The 19,514-nt window shown below is 58.8% G+C and carries 16 protein-coding genes; 12 read left to right on the top strand and 4 right to left on the bottom strand.

Features of this window, described 5'->3' with window-relative positions; genetic code table 11:
• Positions 1 to 12 precede the first annotated feature (12 nt).
• Positions 13 to 759, bottom strand: coding sequence for a DUF8451 domain-containing protein (locus CCANI_RS13395; RefSeq protein ID WP_146325056.1), 747 nt, complete (start codon positions 757 to 759; stop codon positions 13 to 15).
• Between the two features lie 170 nt (positions 760 to 929).
• Here CCANI_RS13395 and CCANI_RS13390 point away from each other — a divergent pair, with 170 nt between their 5' ends.
• Complete coding sequence (locus CCANI_RS13390; protein WP_146325058.1) at positions 930 to 1,523, top strand: type IV toxin-antitoxin system AbiEi family antitoxin domain-containing protein; 594 nt, start codon at positions 930 to 932, stop codon at positions 1,521 to 1,523.
• A gap of 424 nt (positions 1,524 to 1,947) precedes the next feature.
• A complete protein-coding gene (locus CCANI_RS13385; protein ID WP_290211431.1) occupies positions 1,948 to 3,525 on the top strand; it encodes an HNH endonuclease signature motif containing protein in 1,578 nt (525 codons plus the stop codon).
• On the opposite strand, the gene CCANI_RS13380 is transcribed toward CCANI_RS13385, so the two are convergent.
• Both CCANI_RS13380 and CCANI_RS13375 read right to left on the bottom strand, forming a co-directional pair.
• Complete coding sequence (locus CCANI_RS13380; protein WP_146325246.1) at positions 3,522 to 3,989, bottom strand: NUDIX hydrolase; 468 nt, start codon at positions 3,987 to 3,989, stop codon at positions 3,522 to 3,524. The two genes, CCANI_RS13385 and CCANI_RS13380, sit on opposite strands and share 4 nt — an antisense overlap.
• Before the next feature lie 3 nt (positions 3,990 to 3,992).
• Positions 3,993 to 4,478 (bottom strand): SdpI family protein, encoded by a 486-nt coding sequence (locus CCANI_RS13375; protein WP_246118283.1) that lies wholly within the window; start codon positions 4,476 to 4,478, stop codon positions 3,993 to 3,995.
• A gap of 144 nt (positions 4,479 to 4,622) precedes the next feature.
• Here CCANI_RS13375 and CCANI_RS13370 point away from each other — a divergent pair, with 144 nt between their 5' ends.
• From CCANI_RS13370 to CCANI_RS13345, 6 genes are all read left to right on the top strand, one after another.
• Positions 4,623 to 5,873 (top strand): dicarboxylate/amino acid:cation symporter, encoded by a 1,251-nt coding sequence (locus tag CCANI_RS13370; protein ID WP_146325248.1) that lies wholly within the window; start codon positions 4,623 to 4,625, stop codon positions 5,871 to 5,873.
• Positions 5,874 to 5,910: 37 nt separating this feature from the next.
• Positions 5,911 to 8,754, top strand: a complete 2,844-nt coding sequence (gene leuS / locus CCANI_RS13365) for a leucine--tRNA ligase (protein WP_146325249.1) — start codon at positions 5,911 to 5,913, stop codon at positions 8,752 to 8,754.
• 156 nt (positions 8,755 to 8,910) lie between these two features.
• Positions 8,911 to 9,264, top strand: a complete 354-nt coding sequence (locus CCANI_RS13360; RefSeq protein WP_146325250.1) for a CD225/dispanin family protein — start codon at positions 8,911 to 8,913, stop codon at positions 9,262 to 9,264.
• Between the two features lie 352 nt (positions 9,265 to 9,616).
• Positions 9,617 to 9,913 (top strand): CD225/dispanin family protein, encoded by a 297-nt coding sequence (locus tag CCANI_RS13355; protein ID WP_146325251.1) that lies wholly within the window; start codon positions 9,617 to 9,619, stop codon positions 9,911 to 9,913.
• A 27-nt stretch (positions 9,914 to 9,940) separates the two neighbouring features.
• Positions 9,941 to 10,366: a DUF2752 domain-containing protein gene (locus CCANI_RS13350; RefSeq protein WP_246118284.1), complete on the top strand. Its 426-nt coding sequence runs from the start codon at positions 9,941 to 9,943 to the stop codon at positions 10,364 to 10,366.
• Positions 10,367 to 10,406: 40 nt separating this feature from the next.
• A complete protein-coding gene (locus tag CCANI_RS13345) occupies positions 10,407 to 10,985 on the top strand; it encodes a VanZ family protein (RefSeq protein WP_146325252.1) in 579 nt (192 codons plus the stop codon).
• An 18-nt stretch (positions 10,986 to 11,003) separates the two neighbouring features.
• On the opposite strand, the gene CCANI_RS13340 is transcribed toward CCANI_RS13345, so the two are convergent.
• Positions 11,004 to 11,822 carry an Fpg/Nei family DNA glycosylase gene (locus CCANI_RS13340; protein WP_146325282.1) on the bottom strand — a complete coding sequence of 273 codons (819 nt, stop codon included), beginning with the start codon at positions 11,820 to 11,822 and terminating at the stop codon, positions 11,004 to 11,006.
• A gap of 145 nt (positions 11,823 to 11,967) precedes the next feature.
• On the opposite strand from CCANI_RS13340, the gene CCANI_RS13335 reads away from it, so the two are divergent.
• The 4 genes from CCANI_RS13335 to CCANI_RS13320 all read left to right on the top strand — a co-directional run bounded on the left by CCANI_RS13335 (position 11,968) and on the right by CCANI_RS13320 (position 19,506).
• Entirely contained in the window at positions 11,968 to 13,464 is a 1,497-nt protein-coding gene (locus tag CCANI_RS13335) for a DUF1846 domain-containing protein (RefSeq protein WP_146325283.1), read from the top strand.
• A 429-nt stretch (positions 13,465 to 13,893) separates the two neighbouring features.
• Positions 13,894 to 15,420, top strand: a complete 1,527-nt coding sequence (locus tag CCANI_RS13330) for a DUF3375 domain-containing protein (protein WP_186750345.1) — start codon at positions 13,894 to 13,896, stop codon at positions 15,418 to 15,420.
• Positions 15,417 to 16,058 (top strand): DUF4194 domain-containing protein, encoded by a 642-nt coding sequence (locus CCANI_RS13325; protein ID WP_146325254.1) that lies wholly within the window; start codon positions 15,417 to 15,419, stop codon positions 16,056 to 16,058. The genes CCANI_RS13330 and CCANI_RS13325 overlap by 4 nt, the downstream gene beginning before the upstream one ends.
• Positions 16,051 to 19,506 (top strand): ATP-binding protein, encoded by a 3,456-nt coding sequence (locus CCANI_RS13320; protein ID WP_146325255.1) that lies wholly within the window; start codon positions 16,051 to 16,053, stop codon positions 19,504 to 19,506. Before CCANI_RS13325 ends, CCANI_RS13320 begins: the two co-directional genes overlap by 8 nt.
• The last annotated feature ends 8 nt before the right edge of the window (positions 19,507 to 19,514 follow it).

The raw sequence follows: 19,514 nt of genomic DNA, 5'->3' as shown, positions 1-19,514 counted from the left end.
CTGATGTTAAATTCAGCGGACCAAAGTTATTTGCACCCGCTGGCGTTCTTGATTAATTGTAGGTGCCGGGATGTCCACCGAAGTTAACTGATCAGTAAGTTCCGAGACGCTGCGTTTGTAATTTGAAACTTCCAACGTATTCATCAGCGTTTGGATGCCTTGGTTATTCCATCTCGCTTGCTCCTCAAATTTGCCCGGATAGTGGAGCACCAAGCGGTCCGGATACAGCTCGATCTGAAGTGAGCTCCCGTGCGACTGCGGTGAGTAGTCGCGTTCGGTGAGCGCGCAGTAGATGAGTGAGCGCGCGACGTCGAGAAGCTCGACGCGGCGCTTGCCTTCGAAGTTTTTGTGGTGCGCGGAGGCGGGGAAAAACTGTTCGAGTTCGCGGGGTGCGGCCTCGGTGATGTGCTGAATCGTGCCATTCAGCCTGCGACTAGTAAGAAAACGTTTGCCATCCGGGCCGCGATCCCCGAATTTCTTGGTGGGTAACACCACTATAGTCGCTGATAGTTGCGGGTAGAACTTCTGCGGATTTCGGCCTAGTGTGAGCAAGCCCGCCAGTGTAGGATGGAGTTCTTCTCCTGCTTGAGTAAGCGCGCCGATCTGGGTGAGGATGGCTTCCTCGTCCCCGGAAAGGTGCTCGGTGGCGGAACGATTCTTGACCTTTTCGACTAGTAACTGAGTCGAATGCTGGTCTAGGTCTGAGGGTGCTGCATTCATTACGGGTTCTGAGTCGTATTGTGGTTGTGTCATCTTCATGACGCAACCTCCCTTTACTTAAAGCTATGAGTGTTATAGGAGTACGGTACACAGTTTATATGCTTCCTGTAAGTCCTTGGGGGCAAGAGGGGGTGTGTAGGTTGTGGATACTAGTGTGTCTTTAGCCCGGAGAATTTGGGCGCAAATCTTTGATCTTAAGGTAGGGGTGTATGTCTTCCGCAGAAGTACTATCCAAGCTCATGAAATCGAACGCAGGGATCATTTGTACCCGCGATGCGCTGGCTACTGGAGTTTCTGCACCTACATTTCTTACTTTTGTGCGCAATCAAGGTTTGGAGCGTGTGGCACACGGCGTATACGCGGAACCGGGCGTTTGGATAGATGAGTTATGGGTGCTGCACCGCCGCGTAGAACGCTTAGTCTTTTCGCATCTCACCGCCTTGTATTTGCACGGCGTGCGCGAATACGAACCCGTGAGAGTGAATGTAACCGTCCCTACCGGGTATAACGCCACGAATTTGCGCGGCGAAGGATTTGAGGTCTTTTCCGTAAAGAAAAGCGCTTTCGATTTGGGCCGAAGTTCGGTGCGTACACCCGAGGGGAACCTCGTGCCGGCCTACGATGTGGAGCGGTCAATCTGCGATCTGGTGCGCAGCCGAGGGCAATTAGACAAGCGGAGTCTTATCGAGGCGCTGGAGTTATATGTGAGGCGGCCGGATAAGGATTTGGACCGTCTCGTTGCCTATGCCGAAGCATTGCGGGTGTGGCGGGTGCTGAAACCGTATCTTGAGGTGTTGTTATAGGGGTAGACTTAGCGCTGGATCTCGTTGAGGTTGTCGCTGGTGGGGGTGGTTTCATTCACCCCTGCTGGTGTATTTGGGTTTGTGGTCAAGCTCATAGTGTTTTCTGCTGTGGGCTTCAGTGTGTTGTTTGATGGTTTTTGGTCCCTAGTGCGCTGTTGGTGCGCCTGGGGGCGTGTGGCGGATGCTGGTGGGTGTGGTGGGTGTGCTACACCATGGTCTGGGTGTGGGCAAGGGTTGTGTTGCCCACCGCGGGTCTGGGTGTTGTTTTGCCTGTTCAGGAGGGGTGTGGTGGGGGTGGTGTTCCGGTTGTGTTCAAGGTGTTGTGCGTGGTTGCGACCCTGGTAGCGGGTGTGCTCGCTGGGTAGAATGAGGGCTATACAGTACATAGATGTTCGGGAAGGGTTTCGGGAGGTGACGCGGGGCGATGACGACACAACAGGTGGATCCGGTGGATTCGGTGGTGGGGTTTGTGGTGGATGATCCGCAGAATTTCATTGGTGCTGCCGAGTTGGAGGCCAATCGGGTGTTTTTACATAATTGGTTGTTGGCGACCTTTGGGTTGGATGTGCACCGGTTGAATATCCGCGCGTTGGTGAAGGAATTCGCGGTGCATAGTGGCACGTATTCTGAAGCGCGGATGTATAACATTGTGGGTGGGTGTTTCCTGCTGCATGAGCGGCTTCCCGGGTTGAAGGCGCACGCGCTGGAGCACAATTATTTGAATTATGAGCGGTTGCGGACGATTTGGTTTGCCTTGGTGACGGTGTCCTTGGATGCCCCGGGGTATGTGTGGCGTGATATCGATACTGTGCTGGTGGGGTTGTTTACCCCAACCAGGGCGAATCAGCCGTTGCCGAGTACGCGGCGGATCCGGCAGGTGCTGCGCGATACCCTGATCCGGTTACACATTGTGGAGGAAACCCCGCCGGAGGAGGCGTTAACCGAGGAGGCGATGGCCGCCCGGATTACGGCGATGTGTGGGGTGGAATTGTGGGAAAGCCCGCATGCTGGGGTCAGTGTGCTCAATGTGACCCTACCTAGTGATGAAGCCCATGAGATTAAACAGCGCCTTCAAGCTGGGGCGAAAAAATTAAACCTGCGGGAAGATGAGATCATTACCAATCGTATTTGCGGTAGTGGGGAGCAGCGGGATGCTGGGTGTACTGTCCACCTGTTTGGGCTTGGTACCCTTACCGAGGCCACGAAGGTGATCCCGGAGCGGGTGCATGGGGTGGGATTACTCACCGGGGCCCAACGCAGGCGGATTAGCGGCCGGGATATTGCCTACACCAATATTGGCGATGTGGCTGAGGTGTTGCGGGCTGCGCATGATCCCACCGAGGAGCAACGCTTGTTGATCATGGGCCGGGATGGCACCTGCCGGTTCCCGGACTGCACCATGGACGCTACCTTTTGTGACATTGATCATGTGATCAACCATGAGGTCGGTGGGTGGACCACCGCGTCGAATCTGCAGTGTTTGTGTCGGCATCACCATAATTTCAAAACCGACCGGCATGCCACCGCTTCCACCGATGCTTATGGCAATGTCACGTGGCGGTTTGCCACGGGTGCGACGATTACCACGATTCCGCAGGGGGTGCTTGCCGGCCATGTGGTGGGCTGCCCCGCAGGGATTACCACCCGCCATGGCCAGCCGACGAAAACCGATGCGGACTACCAGCAGCCGCCGATCCGGGAGGATTTCGGCCGGTGGGGCACCACCTTAATCAATTACCGCAACCGGCAACGCGCCCGCTACCTCGCCCGCCACCGGCTGGTTGCCAATATCCCCACCGAATTGCCGCCCCTACCCGAAGCCCCACACCCCGAACCCCCACCGGATGATCAATGGCCCCAAGAACCACCCACAGACTACGTACCACCCAGGCCATCATGGGCCAAACCACCCTGCCAACTGGCGAAACTGCAGAAACGCGCCCGCCAAGCCAAACACCACCGGCGAACCAACACACCGCGCAAACGCCAACGCCGCAGCTAACCAACACCCCAGCCAGCTGCGGCGTCGATAAGCGCATGGGCGATCACGTCGCGGAACCGTTGCTGCATCGGCGGCAGGGCGGTGAGCGGAAACCATGCAACGTTGGCATTTTCATCGTCGGCGATGTGCGCCTCGCCCTGCACCGGTGAACAGCGGAATGCGGTATCCATGTAGGAAGCGCGGTCGCCGTTCGGATAGGTTAATGGGCCGACGGCGCGCACCCACAATAACCGCTCGACGCGCACCGTTACGCCGGTTTCCTCCGTGCATTCGCGGCGGATCGCGGCGTCGGGCTGTTCGGCGGGGTCGCAAATGCCGGTAATCGGCGTCCACTGAAAATTATCGTTACGCTGCACGAGCAGCACCCTATCCCCCTCAATCACCACGCCCGTCACGCCCGGCAGCCACAATTCATCGTGGCCAATGCGCTCGCGGAGACGCACAATAAACTCCGGCGTGGCCATGCGTTACTCGTCCGACGCCGCGGCCGCACGACGAGCCGCATCAAGGTCAATCTGCACGCCGCCCTCGCACGCACCATTCAATGAGCACGAACCGCAACCTCCCGAAACCCCGCAATCCGACGCCGGGTCTTCCGCAGGTTTTTCGGAACAGCACCCGCGGGCATCCATCAAAGCAACAGTGTGTGCCGCCATGCCCGCGCCCATGCCCAAAAACACCAGCCACGCGGCGACGGTGACCACGACAAGCAGCCACATCCAGCCGGTGGCGCTAAAGGCTAAGAATCCCCCGAACATAAGTGTGATTCCGGCGAGGGTCCAGAGGGGGCCAGCGATGCTGTGCGCGGTATCCCAGTACTCCTTTGATTTCCGCACTTCCGGAACGCGAATGCCGATCACGCTGTTGCCGGGCAGCTTCATCCGCCATGCCAGCACCCCGACCACGGTGGTAAAAACAGCGAGCACCAGCAGCAACACAGCAAACACGATCATAGCTGTCAGTGTAGTCATCGGGCCCAAGAATCCAGCATTCCGGGCTGGCGTGAAATCCACCTCAATGAATCTGCCGGTGAGGTGCGTGCAGTAACGTCTCCCAGTGAACCAGTGTGAAGAAAAATTGGACACTATGGAGTACTCATGGACCTACTAAGAGTGGCAGCGCAATCCTTGCTGTTCCGGATCATTGTGGCGATCATCTTAGGTATCGTATGCAGCTTGTTTTTCCCAGCGGAACTCGCTCGCGTGTTCGTAACCTTTAACGGGTTGTTTGGAAACTTCCTTGGTTTCTTTATCCCCGTGCTGATCTTTTCGTTGATCACGCCAGCCATCGCAGGAATCGGCAAGGGCGCAGGAAAGTGGTTGGCCATCACCACCGCAGTCGCCTACGCATCGACCATCTTTGCCGGGTTTGTGGCGTACGGTGCCGCACTGTTCATCTACCCCAGCCTGCTCGCAGGCGAAACGGTGATGAAGAGCGTGGATATTGAGAAAGGCGCGCTGGAATCCTACTTCACCATTGAGATGCCGCCACCGATGGGCGTGCTCACCGCGCTATTGCTGGCCTTCTGCATCGGCGTCGGCATGACGGCCGTAAAGAGCGACACCATGTATGCCGGGCTGCGTGACCTAGAGCGCGTGATCATGCGGGTGATTTCTAAGTTTGTGATCCCGCTGCTGCCGGTGTTTATCTTCGGTGTGTTCCTGTCCATGGGCATGAACGGCAACCTGATGATCGTGCTGCAGCAATTTGTAAAGGTGCTGGTGCTGGCGATTGTCCTGACCGTTTTGCTATTGCTCGTGCAATTCGTTGTCGCGGGTGCCGTCTCCGGCCGAAACCCCATTACGTGCTTGATGCGCATGATGCCCGCCTACGCTACGGCGCTGGGTACCTCTTCTTCCGCCGCAACGATCCCCGTGACCTATGAGTGCGTGAAGCGAAACGGCGTGGCACCGGGCGTTGCCGGGTTTACCGTGCCATTGTGCGCAACCATTCACCTTGCGGGTTCGATGCTGAAGATCGGCCTGTTCGCGTTCGCCATCGTCTATATGGCGGGCATTGAAGTATCCACGGGGAAGGCAATCGGCTTTATCCTGATGCTGGGCATTACCATGATCGCCGCCCCCGGCGTGCCAGGCGGTGCGATCATGGCGGCGGTGGGTCTGTTGGGATCCATGCTGGGCTTTGATACCGACCAGGTGGCGCTGATGATCGCCGCCTATATCGCCATCGACTCCTTCGGTACCGCGTGCAACGTGACCGGTGACGGTGCGATTTCGCTCGTGATTAATAAGCTGGCCAAGGGCCACATCGACCGCGTGGCCCAAGAAGAAGACAGCGACGGTTTGGAATTCATTGCAGCGGACGTGCGGGCTTCCGAAGGTACCTAATCTAAAGCTGTGAATCCAACGGATTACACTGTTCTGCATGAACAATCCGAGTGAGTCACCTGCGTTTCGTTATTCCCCTCAGTTGGCCGGCACTATTGAACGGCACTGGCAGCACTATTGGCGGGACAGGGGCACGTTCCATGCCCCGAACCCGGTTGGTGCGCTGGCCACTGAGGAACCGTTGCCGCAGGACAAGCTGTTTGTTCAGGATATGTTTCCGTTTCCATCGGGGGCGGGACTGCACGTGGGTCACCCATTGGGCTATATAGCCACCGATACCTTCGCGCGTTTCAACCGCATGCTGGGCAAAAACGTGCTGCACACCCTCGGCTACGATGCGTTCGGGTTGCCCGCCGAGCAATACGCGATCCAAACCGGCACCCACCCGCGCATTAAAACGCAGGAATCCATTGACAATATGGAACGCCAGCTCAATCGCCTGGGCCTGGGCCACGATAAGCGTCGCGCCGTGGCCACAACGGACACCGACTATTACCGCTGGACGCAATGGATTTTCCTGCAGATCTTCAACGCTTGGTTTGATACCGAGCAAAACAAGGCCCGCCCGATCGCGGAATTGATTCCGTTGCTGAAGTCCGGCGAGCGCCCCGTCCCCGCAGAGTTTGGCGCGGCGGATTTCAACGAGCTTGACCACGTGCAGCAGGCCCAGGTTATTGATTCCTACCGCCTCGTTTATCGTTCGAACTCAACGGTGAACTGGTGCCCCGGCTTGGGTACGGTGCTGGCCAATGAGGAAGTGACTTCGGACGGCAAGTCCGAGCGCGGCAACTACCCGGTGTTCCGTAAGAAGCTGTCCCAGTGGATGATGCGCATTACCGCGTACGCCGATCGTTTGATCGATGACCTAGACAAGCTCGACTGGCCCGATAAGGTGCGTTCCATGCAGCGCAACTGGATTGGGCGCTCCCGGGGTGCCGAGGTGGAGTTCCGCTGCCAGGGTTACCCGATCACCGTGTTTACGACCCGACCCGATACCCTGTTCGGCGCCACGTATATGGTCCTCGCCCCCGAGCATGAGCTTGTCGACGCCCTGGTGGCCGGCGGCAGCGGTAACTACGACGGCGTCGATACGCGGTGGACGTATGGTGCGAACACGCCTGCGGAAGCCGTGGCACGGTATCGCGCGGACATCGCGGCGAAATCCGACCTGGAACGCCAAGAGAATAAGGAAAAGACGGGCGTATTCCTCGGTGCGTACGCCGTCAACCCCGTCAATGGCGCGGAAATCCCCGTGTTTATCGCGGATTATGTGCTGACCGGCTACGGTACCGGCGCCATTATGGCCGTGCCCGCCCACGATGAGCGCGACTATGAATTCGCTACGGTGTTTGGGCTTCCGATCATTGAAGTGGTCGCGGGTGGAAATGTCGCCGAGGCCGCCTTTGTGGAATCCGGCACCGGCGTGAATTCCGCCAATGATTTCGGTTTGGATATCAATGGCATGGCTAAGGACGAGGCGATCGCGGCCACGATCGCGTGGCTCGCCCAGCACGGTGTCGGGCGCGAAAAGATCCAATACAAGCTGCGCGACTGGCTTTTCGCGCGGCAGCGTTACTGGGGTGAGCCCTTCCCCATCGTGTATGACGAGGACGGCATTGCGCACGCGCTACCTGCATCGATGCTCCCCATCGAATTGCCGGAGGTGGAGGATTACAAGCCGGTATCCTTCGACCCGGACGATGCGGATTCCGAACCTCACCCGCCGCTGGCGAAGGCGCGTGACTGGGTGGAGGTTGTGCTGGATCTCGGAGACGGCCCGCGGAAGTACCGCCGCGATACGAACGTAATGCCGCAGTGGGCGGGTTCTTCCTGGTACCAGCTGCGGTATATCGACCCGGCGAACAATGACGCGTTCTGCGACCTCGAAAATGAGCGCTATTGGACCGGCCCTCAGTTCGATGGCGATTGTGGCGGCGTGGACCTGTATGTCGGTGGCGTCGAGCACGCGGTCTTGCACCTGCTGTACTCGCGCTTCTGGCACAAGGTGCTATTCGACCTTGGCTACGTAAGCTCGTTCGAACCCTACCGTCGCCTGTTTAACCAGGGATACATCCAGGCCTTCGCCTACACCGACGCCCGCGGGGTGTACGTGCCGGCCGCCGAGGTGGAAGAAAAGGACGGCAAGTTCTTCTACAACGGCGAGGAAGTCGCACAAGAGTACGGCAAGATGGGCAAGTCGCTGAAGAACTCCGTCTCCCCCGACGAAATTTGCGATAACTACGGCGCTGACACCCTCCGCGTGTATGAAATGTCGATGGGCCCGTTGGACACCTCACGCCCGTGGGCCACCAAGGACGTTGTCGGCGCGCAGCGTTTCTTGCAGCGGCTTTGGCGGTTGGCCGTCGATGAAAACACGGGTGAACTTGCGCTTATCGACGCCTCGCTCAACGACGCCGACAATAAGGCCCTGCACCGCACAATCGCAGGTGTGCGCGAAGACTATGAGAATCTTCGCATGAACACCGTGGTGGCCAAGCTCATCGAGTACGTGAATTACCTGACCAAGACGTACCCGCAGGGAGCCCCGCGTGACGCCGTGGTGCCGCTGGTCCTGATGGTTGCCCCGGTGGCCCCGCATATCGCGGAGGAAATCTGGTCGCGCCTGGGCAATGCGGATTCGTTGGCGTACCAGCCGTTCCCGTCCTTTGAGCAGCGATGGTTGGTCGATGACAGCATTGAGCTGCCCGTCCAGGTCAACGGCAAGGTGCGCGGACGCATCAATGTGGCCGTGAATGCGACGAACGATGACGTGGTCGCAGCGGCGCTTTCCGATGAAAACGTTGCCGGGCATGTGGCTGGTAAGACATTGGTGAAGCACATTGTTGTTCCCGGCCGCATGGTGAACCTTGTGGTGAAATAGCGAGGTGACTTGGTACACACTCGGAAAGAAAACAATGCGCTTCAGCTGCAGCTTAAGTACACTCTGAGTATTTCCTCGGAAGTGCCCCTTTAAAATACTTAGGGCGATCCGATAGTGTGATACCTAGCTTTGCCGACAATACCTAGGGAGCTTTGAATGACAGATCCGTATAACCCGTATGACCCAAACGCGCAGCAGCCGCAGTACAACAACCAAGGCTACGGCGGTTATCCGGGCGGTGCTCCGATGAAGCCGGAGAATTACCTGCTCTGGACAATCCTGACGACCATTATGTGCTGCCTTCCGCTTGGGGCTATTGGTATCTACTTCTCCATGCAGGTGGATAAGAATTGGGAGATGGGTCTGCCCGCTGAAGCGGCGGAGAGCGCTCGCAAAGCAAAACTATTTGCTATCGCTAGCGCGGCGAGCACGGGCGTGCTTGCTGTCCTGTACTTCGTATTTGTGTTGGTTGCCATCATTTCAGGGGCAGGCGGTACCTCCACGTACTGATGCCTCTCACAGCACTTGGCCGCGTGACGTCGACGCGGCCATTGTTGTTTTCCCCGTATGGCCTAGGACACATTTGACAAATCGCTTTTGAAAATCATTTCTGGGCGTCCGGTGTCGCCTTTGCTATGTGTCGATTTTGGCCGCGCGGATCCGGCGAGCTGAGTCGGGTCTTAAAATTTAAGCTTTGGGGAGGTAATAAAACTTAATTGCGAGCATTACCGATGCTGTGAATACCCCAATAAAGGGGTAGAAAAGGTGCTTGCAAAAGGTGTATTACTTGAGCGGCCAGAAGCGATGTTGATATGGTCGAATCGTTTTTGTGTAAAACAATCGATTCGACTAAGGAGTTCATATGACGAACCCGTTTGCTAGCGAGCCAGCATCTAACGCTGGTGGCCAAAAGCCGGAAAACTACCTAATTCTAACGATCCTCTCCACCCTCTTTTGCTGCCTCCCGATCGGCGCTTACGCGATCTATCAGTCGCTGCAGGTAGACAAGTTGTGGGGACAGGGGCAGGTTGTGGAAGCGGCGCAGGCTTCTGAAAGCGCTAAGAAGTTTGCCATTATCTCCGCGGTCTGCGGTGTCGTGGGCCTCGTCCTGTACCTGATCCTGAGCGTCTTCGTTGCAGGTTCCGTGAATGCGGGATAACGCGGACCATGCGTTAAATTAAGCACTATGCAAACTCACACTCATACATGCACCCATCAGTCACCGGCAGCTCCGCTGGCGGTGGCGGCGGGAGCGATGTGTGGGTGTTTTTTGCTGACATTGGCGGATCCAACGACGCCGGGCGGCCCGACGCCGCTGTGCCCAACCAAGGCGCTGCTGGGGATCAATTGCCCGGGCTGCGGCACCGCCCGCATGATCTATTCGCTGTGTCACCTGGATATTCCTGCGGCGGTGCACTACAACGCGGTGGGTTTCCTCGCGTTGATCCTGGTGGGGTGGAGTTGGCTTTCCTGGTTCGCCACTACCCTGGGGAAGCGGATCCCCAAGTGGAATGACTGGCGGTATTCGTCGATCGCGGTGGGGGTCGTGATCACGGTGTGGTTCGTGGTGCGGTTGTTGCCCTGGGAACCGTTCGCCTCACTCCAAGTTTAGGTTTTGGGCTTCCTATCACCGGCTGATTAGCATAGCCGATATGCCTCGACAAAACTTAAGGTTTTTGCGCTCAGCGTTAACCTTCTATGTGCTCGCCATGCTGTTTCTCACGCTCGGGAAAACATGGTTCACCATCGGCGGCCTGTGGAGCACCGGCGCGCACCAGAGGCGATCCCTTGAACTCATCCCCTTTGCGGACTTTATCACCGCGAGTACCTGGTTCGCGCCCATAGTGAACCTGGTGGGAAACCTCAGCTTGTTTTTTCCATTTGGCCTGCTGTTCGCGCTGCTTTATTTCCGCAAAGATGTTGTGCGGCAAGTATCCTTCGCCGGGTTTGGGTTCAGTTTTTTGCTGGAGACCCTGCAGTACATGTTTCGGATCGGGTATTCGGATACCGGGGACCTGATCGCCAACACGGTTGGTGCGGCGCTCGGCGCCCAAGCGGCGGTGGTCCTGATGCGCCGCGCGCAGCGGTGGCTCCGGCAGGCGGCGGTGTACGCGTGCGTGGCGCTAACGGTGTTGTTGTTTATCAAGCTAGATGTCGGCCCCACACTGCTTGATTCGCTGAATCTGGCCACGAAACTCGCGGGACCGACCTTGGGTGCGACGGGGCCGTAACAAACCCGCAAAAGGGCCTTAATCAGTTGCGCGCTGGCAATTCGGGCACCAAAACAGGTTTCTGCCCTCCAGCATCGCGTGCGCGATCTCGGCCCCGCAGCACCAGCACGGCTGCGCCGCCCGCCGGTAGACGTACACCTCTCCCCCATGATCGTCCTTGCGGGGTGGGCGGCCCATGCGCTCCGGGGAATGCTCGGGGCGCACCGTGTCGATGCGCCCAGCCGTCACCCCGTCCGCCATAAGCTGCACCAGGTCATCCCAGATAGCGTTAAACTCCGCTTCGGTCAGCGTCCGACCCGGCGCAAAGGGGTTGATGCCCAGGCGGAACAAAGTTTCGGCGCGGTAGATATTGCCCACCCCGGCGAAGAGTTTTTGATCCATCAGCAGCGACGCGATGGAGCGCGTGGAACGCTGCACTTTGTGCCAGGTTGCGGCAGGGTCGGCGTCGTCACGCAATGGGTCGGCGCCTAACTTGGCTATCGCGGCGTCCATCTCCGCGGGGGTAAGCAGCCGGCACCACTGGGGTCCGCGCAGGTCAGCGGCGGTTTTAGCGTTTGCAATGCGGAGCCGCACCTGGCCGGTCGGCGGCGCTAACGGTGCCAGGCGAAACGTGCCGATCAAACCTAAGTGAATGTGCACAATATGCTCGGGCTGCGGCGCGTCGAAGCTCACGAATAGGTGTTTGCCCCACGCTTCGGCGCTGGGAATGCGGTGGCCGGTGAGCTTGGCCGCGGCGTCGCTAAACCGTCCCTGCGGGGAGCTTACCTCCACAGCGCCGTCGGTGAAAGCAGTTTCGATGTCTGCGGCAAGCCGGTGTATGACGTGGCCTTCGGGCATAGTAGTCACATCCTAACGCTGCGGAAACGTGCACGTCGAATCCGAATTACATGCTTAGCCGACCGGCTCATGCAATAGATTGCGCGCGATGAGGACTAAGATATCCACGGTTAAGGAACCGCCATACATACGGAAGGCCAAACACATGCCGCAAGCAATTGGGTTCGATCGCGAACGTTACATTGAGATGCAATCACAGCACATCAACGAGCGGCGTCGAGCTATCGGTGGGAAACTCTATCTGGAAATGGGCGGGAAACTCTTCGATGATATGCACGCCTCCCGCGTGCTGCCCGGCTTCACCCCAGACAATAAGATCGCCATGCTGGAGCGCATCAAGGACGATCTGGAGATCGTCGTGTGCATGAACGCCAAGGACCTGCAGCGCAAAAAAGTGCGGGCCGACCTCGGCATTACCTACGAGGAAGACGTGCTCCGGCTCGTGGATGCGTTCCGCGAAGGGGGTTTCCTAGTGGAGCATGTGGTGATCACGCAGCTGGAAAAGGACAACCAGCCCGCGCACGAGTTCAAGGAACGCCTGCAGCGGCTGGGGCTAAAGGTTGCGTGCCATAAGGTGATCGCCGGCTACCCCACGGATATTCGGCGCATCGTGTCCGAAGAAGGGTTCGGGCAAAACGATTACGTGGAAACCTCCCGCGACCTCGTGGTGGTCACCGCGCCCGGCCCGGGTTCCGGCAAGCTGGCCACCTGCCTTTCGCAGGTGTACCACGAGCACCAGCGCGGGGTGAACGCCGGGTACGCCAAGTTTGAAACCTTCCCGATTTGGAACCTGCCGATCGAGCACCCCGTAAACCTGGCGTACGAGGCGGCGACCGTGGATTTGGACGATATCAACCTCATCGATCCGTTCCACCTGACCACCTACGGCAAGCAGGTAACCAGTTACAACCGCGACGTCGAGGTGTTTCCGCTGCTCAAGGCGTTGCTGATTGAGATTTCCGGGGAGTCGCCGTACGAGTCACCCACCGATATGGGCGTGAATATGGCGGGCTATTGCATCTCCGACGACGAGGTTTGCCGCGTGGCCGCCGAGCAGGAAATTATTCGCCGCTACTACAAGGCGCTCGTGGAGGAGCGGCGTTCCGACGCCGATGACACAACGCAGTCCGACCGCGCGGCGATGGTGATGAGCAAGGCCGGCATTGATACCCAAGATCGCAGCGTAGTGGCACCGGCGTTAGCGTTGGCGCAGGCTACCGGTGCGCCCGCCGCCGCCATGCAGCTTGCCGACGGCGCGATTATCACTGGGAAAACCTCCGCCTTACTGGGGTGCTCGGCGGCCGTCGTATTGAACGCATTGAAGCATCTCGCGGGGATCGATCGCGCCATTGACTTGCTTGAGCCCAGCTCGATCGAGCCGATCCAGACGCTCAAGACTGAGCACTTGGGGTCTAGGAACCCGCGCCTGCACACGGACGAGGTGCTGATCGCGCTTTCCGTTTCCGCCGCTACCAGCGACGATGCGCGTAAAGCCTTGGCTGAGTTGCGGAGTTTGCGCGGGTGTGACGCGCACACCACCACGATTTTGGGGCCGGTAGATGAGGGGATCTTCCGGAATTTGGGCGTGCTGGTGACTTCTGAGCCGGTGTATCAGCGGAAATCCCTGTACCGCAAGCGGTAACTAAGAGTTGGCATGGTAGAACAACTGAATTACTAAGAGCTCATTAGGTTTCGCTGAAAAAGAAACAAAGAAGCTATTATAGTTCAGTTGTTCTTCCGGCGTTGGCGCCATGAAAAGTCAATGCAAGGGGGATTTTGTGCAACTCTACGCATTTTCTTATCGAAGATTCTTGCTATCGATTGCGTGGAATCAGTTTTGTAACTTCATTGACTATGGTGGTTTCCGCGCAGCATAACGAGCCGCTGCCTTATAAGCTCTGTTTCTCCCCTGGGGGTGGGGGGTGTTTTGTGCCCTGGCCTGCCAAGTTTAAGAAGCGCTACCCCCACCATGTGTGGTCGTTGTTACCTTGAAAGGGGTTCTTCTGTGTGAGCACTGAAAAAAATGTCAGAGTAACGGGAGAAAAGACGTCGAAAGGAGGGTGTCTTGGTCGTGCGCGATCCGATAGCTGAAGCGCTTGCGCTGCAAGCCGCTGCCACCGAAAAAGCGTCGTGGTCATTCCTGCGTTCGCCCTTGGCGCCGGTTATTGCAGCTGCTCTAGGGGCGGTGTATACCGGTGACCGCCGCAGCATTACTGGTATCGAACTGATAGATGAATTAGACCCCTTATTGGGGGAAATGCGCGAGGCGGGATTCGAACTTCCCCGCAGCACGGCAGAGTATGTCAATGAGTGGGTTCGTGCAGGTTATCTGAATCGGCACAGCCCGCGCGGCTCCGTTGATGAGTTCTATCAATTGTCCGCCGCAGCGCATCGCGCCATGAACTATCTTTCGCAGGTTCGGGAGCCGTCGCGTTTTGCCACGCGCTCACGTTTGAATACGGTGATCGAGCAGCTGGAAAACCTTGCCTCCGATACCGACGGCGATGAGGCCCGCGTTCTCGCAGGTATTGACGATCAAATTGAAGCCCTCGAGCGCCGCAAGGAGATCATCCGGGAACGCGGCGTGGATGTGATTTCTGAGGAGCAGGCGCGCGAGCGGGCGGAGAATATCCTGCAGCTGGCCGCTGAGATTCCCGGCGATTTCGCCCGCGTGCTTGCGGAAACGGAGCAGCTGGATCAGGAATTGCGGGAGCAGATCCTGCTGAAAGAGATTTCCGCGCGCGATGTCTTGGAGAATATTTTCCGCGGCGTGGATTTGATCCAAAACTCCGAGGCGGGCCGTTCCTTCCGCGGCTTCTACGAACTTTTGTTCGACAGGGAGACTTCCGCATTATTGCAAACAACCATGGACGTGATCTTGGAGCGTCCGTTTGTCGCTGGCCTCACCCCCGATCAGCGCTCCCAACTCCGCTGGCTGATCCGCAACCTTGAGGATCAGTCCGGCGATGTTTACATTGCCATCAATGGCTTGTCCCGTTCCCTGCGGCGGTTTGTGCAATCCCGCGACGCGGAGTCTCAGCAGGCGCTGGCCACCGCCATCGCCGGCGCGCAGGCAAAGGCCCGCAAGCTGAGCCGCAGCCTGGATTGGGAATTGCCCGTCGACGTGGATATCGAGCTCACCTCGCGCGAGTTTTCTTCGGTGGGCGTGTGGGTGCTCGACGATCCCACGGATTACCGCATCGAGGGCGGCATGGAGGTCGCACCGCAACGCGAAACCGACCTGCTGGAGCTTTTCCAGCGCGTCCGGGAATCCGAGATTGACTGGGGCGACCTAGAAGCTTCTCTAAAACTTGTACTTTTGGATTATCCGCGGGCGAGCATCGCGGAAATATTTGAACTTCGACCACCCACACAGGGTCTTGCCAGTGTGGTAGGCATGTTAAAGCTTGCGCTCCAATATGCTGAACGCGGTGAAGGTACAGAGGAAGTCATGTGGACCACATCCTATGGGAATCGAAAGGTAGCACGGTTGCCACGGTATGAGTTCACGCAGTCGCCAGATTTTGGTAATTCGAGTTTGAGTTTGGATCGATTGGTGCCATGGAACGGCAGAACCGTCACAAAGGAGCATCCATGACGGAACGTAAAGAACGAGCAACAACGCTGCGGGATGGTGATTCCGGCACGTTGAGCGCGATGCAACGCCAAGCTTTCGCGGCGTTGCTGCAGGGCCCTTACGTGTCGGCGGAGCAAACACCGGAGCTATTCCGAACCATTTCCGCGAACCGGGAATTGCTTGCTCAGCAACTAGATAATTTGTTCCTTTCCCTGCATGTGGATGACTCTGCCGGCGTCGCCTACGCGAAGACGTGGGACGTCGACGTCGAGGGCAAAACCACGCTGATGCGGCGCACGCCGCTGACGTTGCTGGAAAGCGCGATATTGCTGCATTTGCGCTACGCCCTTGTGATGACTAGCCCCAGTGAACGCGCCGTCGTGGGTGCGGAGGAAGTTTTCGAGGCGATGCTTCCCTACCAGGAGGTGTCCGGCACGGAGGAATCCGCGCTGCGTGAAAAGTTCGATGCGGCGTGGAGCAAATTGGAGGCGAACGCTATCGTGCGCGCCGCCTCTACCGCTGGTCGCTTCGAGATTTCGCCCGTGTTGCGTCTGATTTTCAAGGGCGAGGAAATTTCCGCATTGTCGGCGAGCTATGAGCGCTTGATCGGTGAACACAGCGCGACCCTGAAAGAAACCTCTGAGGACGACGATGAATAGTGACGTCAACGGACAATTCCGACTATCCCAAATCCAGCTTTATAACTGGGGTACCTTCCACGGCCTGCATACCGTTGACATTGCCCGCGCTGGCCACCTGATTACCGGCGCATCCGGCTCCGGCAAATCCACGCTTATCGACGCCGTCTCCGTAGTGCTGGTCCCGCCCGTCACCGTGCGCTTCAATGCGGCGGCCCAGGATTCCGGTACGCGCTCCGGCCGTAACCTGATCACGTATTGCCGCGGCGCGTGGCGTCGAGAGCATTCGAGCGAGTTCGACGAGCTTACGCAATCGTATCTGCGTACCGGCCCGCAATGGTCCGGCGTCGCCCTGACCTACGATGACGGCGCTGGGCACCTTGTTACGGCCATGCGCCTGATGTTTTTGAGCGCGCAATGCCACCACCCGAGCGATATAGTCAACCTGTTTTTGCTGTTCCCGCGCGCCGCGGACCTTGCCGAATGCGAGGAGCTTGCCCGCGATGAGCTGAACCTGCGCCAGGCCAAGCACACGTGGCCGGAGCTATTGGTGGTCCAGCGGAACCACGCGCCGTTTATGAACGCCTTGCGCAAGGAGCTCGGCATCGCCGACCAGGGCGCGTTGACGCTTCTGCACCGCACGCAATCCGCGAAATCTTTGGGCGATCTCAATGCCTTGATGCGCGATTTCATGCTGCCGGAGCCCCCGACCCTACAGACGGCGGCCGCCGCCGTGGACGGCTTTACCGAGCTGAATGCGGCGTATCAGGCGGTGCAGAACGCGCGCCTGCAGATCAAGGCGCTGACCCCGATCCGCAAGGCCAACGAGGGCATTTCCGCCACCCGCAAGGAGCTGGAACTCGCCACCGCGGACCGCGATCACCTGGAACGCTTTATCACCGGCCACCGATTGACGGAGGCGGAAAAGAAGACGCTGGAGGTGCGCGCCTGCGTGACCAGCGTGGAGGAAGAGCTCACGGCGGCGAAGCAGCAGGTGGAGCATTACCAGCACGAGCGCGATCAGGTCCGCGATCTGATCCAGGGCCGCGAAGGGCTCGGCCTGGTGAACGCGCGGCATGACCACGAGCGCGCCCAGATCCGGCTCTTGGCCACCCAGAAGGAGCGCGACGAGTTCGAGGCCAATGCCGAGGTGCTGGACGCCACCGTCCCGGAAACCCGCGAAGGGTTTATTGATATGCGGCTCCAGGTGCAGGAGCTTTGTGAGGAACTCGAGCAAAGCGCCCTGAAATACAGCGCCCGCCGCCAGGAACTCTACGGCGCCCACCGCGTGATCCAGGATCGTCTGGAAATGCTGCGTGCGGAGCTTTCGGCCGTGCGCACCTATCATTCGGCGATGGACAGTGACCTGCTTACGGCCCGGGAGGAGTTGTGTTCGCTGCTTGACCTGCAGCACAACGATCTCCCCTTTATCGCCGAGCTAATCCAGGTAGACCCGGACGAGCACCGCTGGCAGGCCGTCGCGGAGCGCGCCATGTATGAGTTTGCCCGCACGATGCTGGTCCCCGATGAGCATTACGCGGATTTCACCGAGGCGGTGGAAAAGACCAATCTGGGGGCCAAGCTGAGCTATGTGCGTTCCACGGGTGCGGACGATCCCCGCAACCAGGCGGTGTTCCGCGCCGGAACATTGGCCACGAAGATTCAGGTGGAGCCCGGCCGTTTCCACACGTGGATTCAGCAGCAGCTGGCGCTAAAGTTTGATTACAATTGCGTGGATTCCGTCGAGGAGTTTCGCCGCCAGCGCCGCGCCGTGACCCGCAGCGGCCAGGTGAAGCACAGCGCGCGGCAACACGAGAAGGACGACCGCCAGCTGCTTACAGACCGCACGCATTGGGTGCTCAGCAGCAGCAACGACGATAAGATCGACGCCCTGACTTCCGCCATCGCCGCCGCCGAGCAACGCCTGGCCAAGGCCGATGAAGACGCCGCCGTGTTCGAGGAGAACACGAACCGCGATTACGAGTGCCTGCGAGCCGGCCGCGAGATTATCAATGTCACCGACTTCTCCGCCATCGATACTGAGGCGTGCAAGCGGGAGGTGCACCGTTGCCAGGGCCGCATCGACGAGCTTGTCGACGCCCAGGTGGAGCTGAAGCAGCTTAAGCAGCGCTTTACCGGGGTTGAGGACCGCCTCCGCGAATCCATGACCCTCGCCGAGGAGCTGACCAGCCAGCGCGGTGGCTACCTGCAGGAACTCCGTCAGTCCGAAGACCTGTGCCGCGAGCTCAAGGAAAAGGCTGAGGACTTTGGGGAGCTTACCGACGAGGTCAAGGAACGCCTGAACGGCCGCTTCCTCAACTACACGCGTTCCATCCGCTCGGACAATATCCTGCAGGTCAAGGACCGCGTGAGCAAGGAACTCAACCAGCAGATCACCAAGTGTAACCGGGAGATCCAGCGCCAGGAGCGGCTTGCTATGGAGGCCATGCTCGGCTTCCTGAGCCGTTGGCCCGAGCGTTCCGGCGACCTGGTTGCGGAGCAGGCCTACCGCGGGGATTTCGCCGCCCTATTGGCCCGCCTCGAGGAGGATGACCTGCCCAACTTCGAGGCCCGCTTCCGCGAAATGCTGCGGGAGCAGACCAAGCAGAACCTAAACAAGCTGTTGTACCAGATCCAGAGCGCCCCGCGGGAGATCCGGGATGCTATGGAGCTGATCAACGAGTCGCTTTCCACCACGGAGTTCGAGCCGGGCGCCCACCTGCAGATCGAGGCCCGCGAGGCCCTGCCCGCCGAGGCGCGCGACTTCGTGGCAAAGCTGCGCGAGGTTGTGGACGGCGTGCTCAATGACGAGGACGCCCTGGATAGCGAAGAGCGCTTCCTCAAGCTCAAGGAAGTCATTGAGCTGCTCAAGATTTCCGATGAATCCCCCGAGCGGATCTACCGCCTCCGCCTAGATACCCGCAAGCACGTCACCTTCCTAGGCGTCGAGCTGAACCTGGACGGTTCCCGCGGCGCAGTGTACGACTCTGCCGAGGGCTTGTCCGGCGGCCAGGCGCAAAAGCTCGTGTTCTTCTGCCTTGCGGCCGCCCTGCGTTACCAACTCACCGGCGCTGGCTTGAGTGAGGCCCGCGCCCGGACGTGCGTGGTCGGCGATTGCTCGCGCTACGGCACGGTGATTCTCGACGAAGCGTTTGACCGCGCCGACGCCCGCTTTACGCGCCGCGCGATGGACGTGTTCACCAAGTTCGGTTTCCATATGGTGTTGGCTACCCCCGAAAAGATGCTGCAAACCGTGCAGGATTATATCGGCGGCGTGACCGTGGTGACCTGCGCGGATCGCAAGAAATCCATGACGAGCCAGTTCCTAATCCAGGACGCGCCGGAGCCGGCTGCCGACACGGACGAAGAACAACCGGAAACCGCCACGGAACAGGATGAAGAGAGTGTAGAATCTCTACTAGATGCGGATGACGCAGAGACCACTATTGGTGAGGAAGAGGAAGAATAAAGCTCTTA

The organism is Corynebacterium canis (assembly GCF_030408595.1).
Taxonomy (GTDB): domain Bacteria; phylum Actinomycetota; class Actinomycetes; order Mycobacteriales; family Mycobacteriaceae; genus Corynebacterium; species Corynebacterium canis.
Note: the sequence above shows the minus strand (reverse complement) of the source record. Positions and strands in the feature narration are given on the sequence as shown.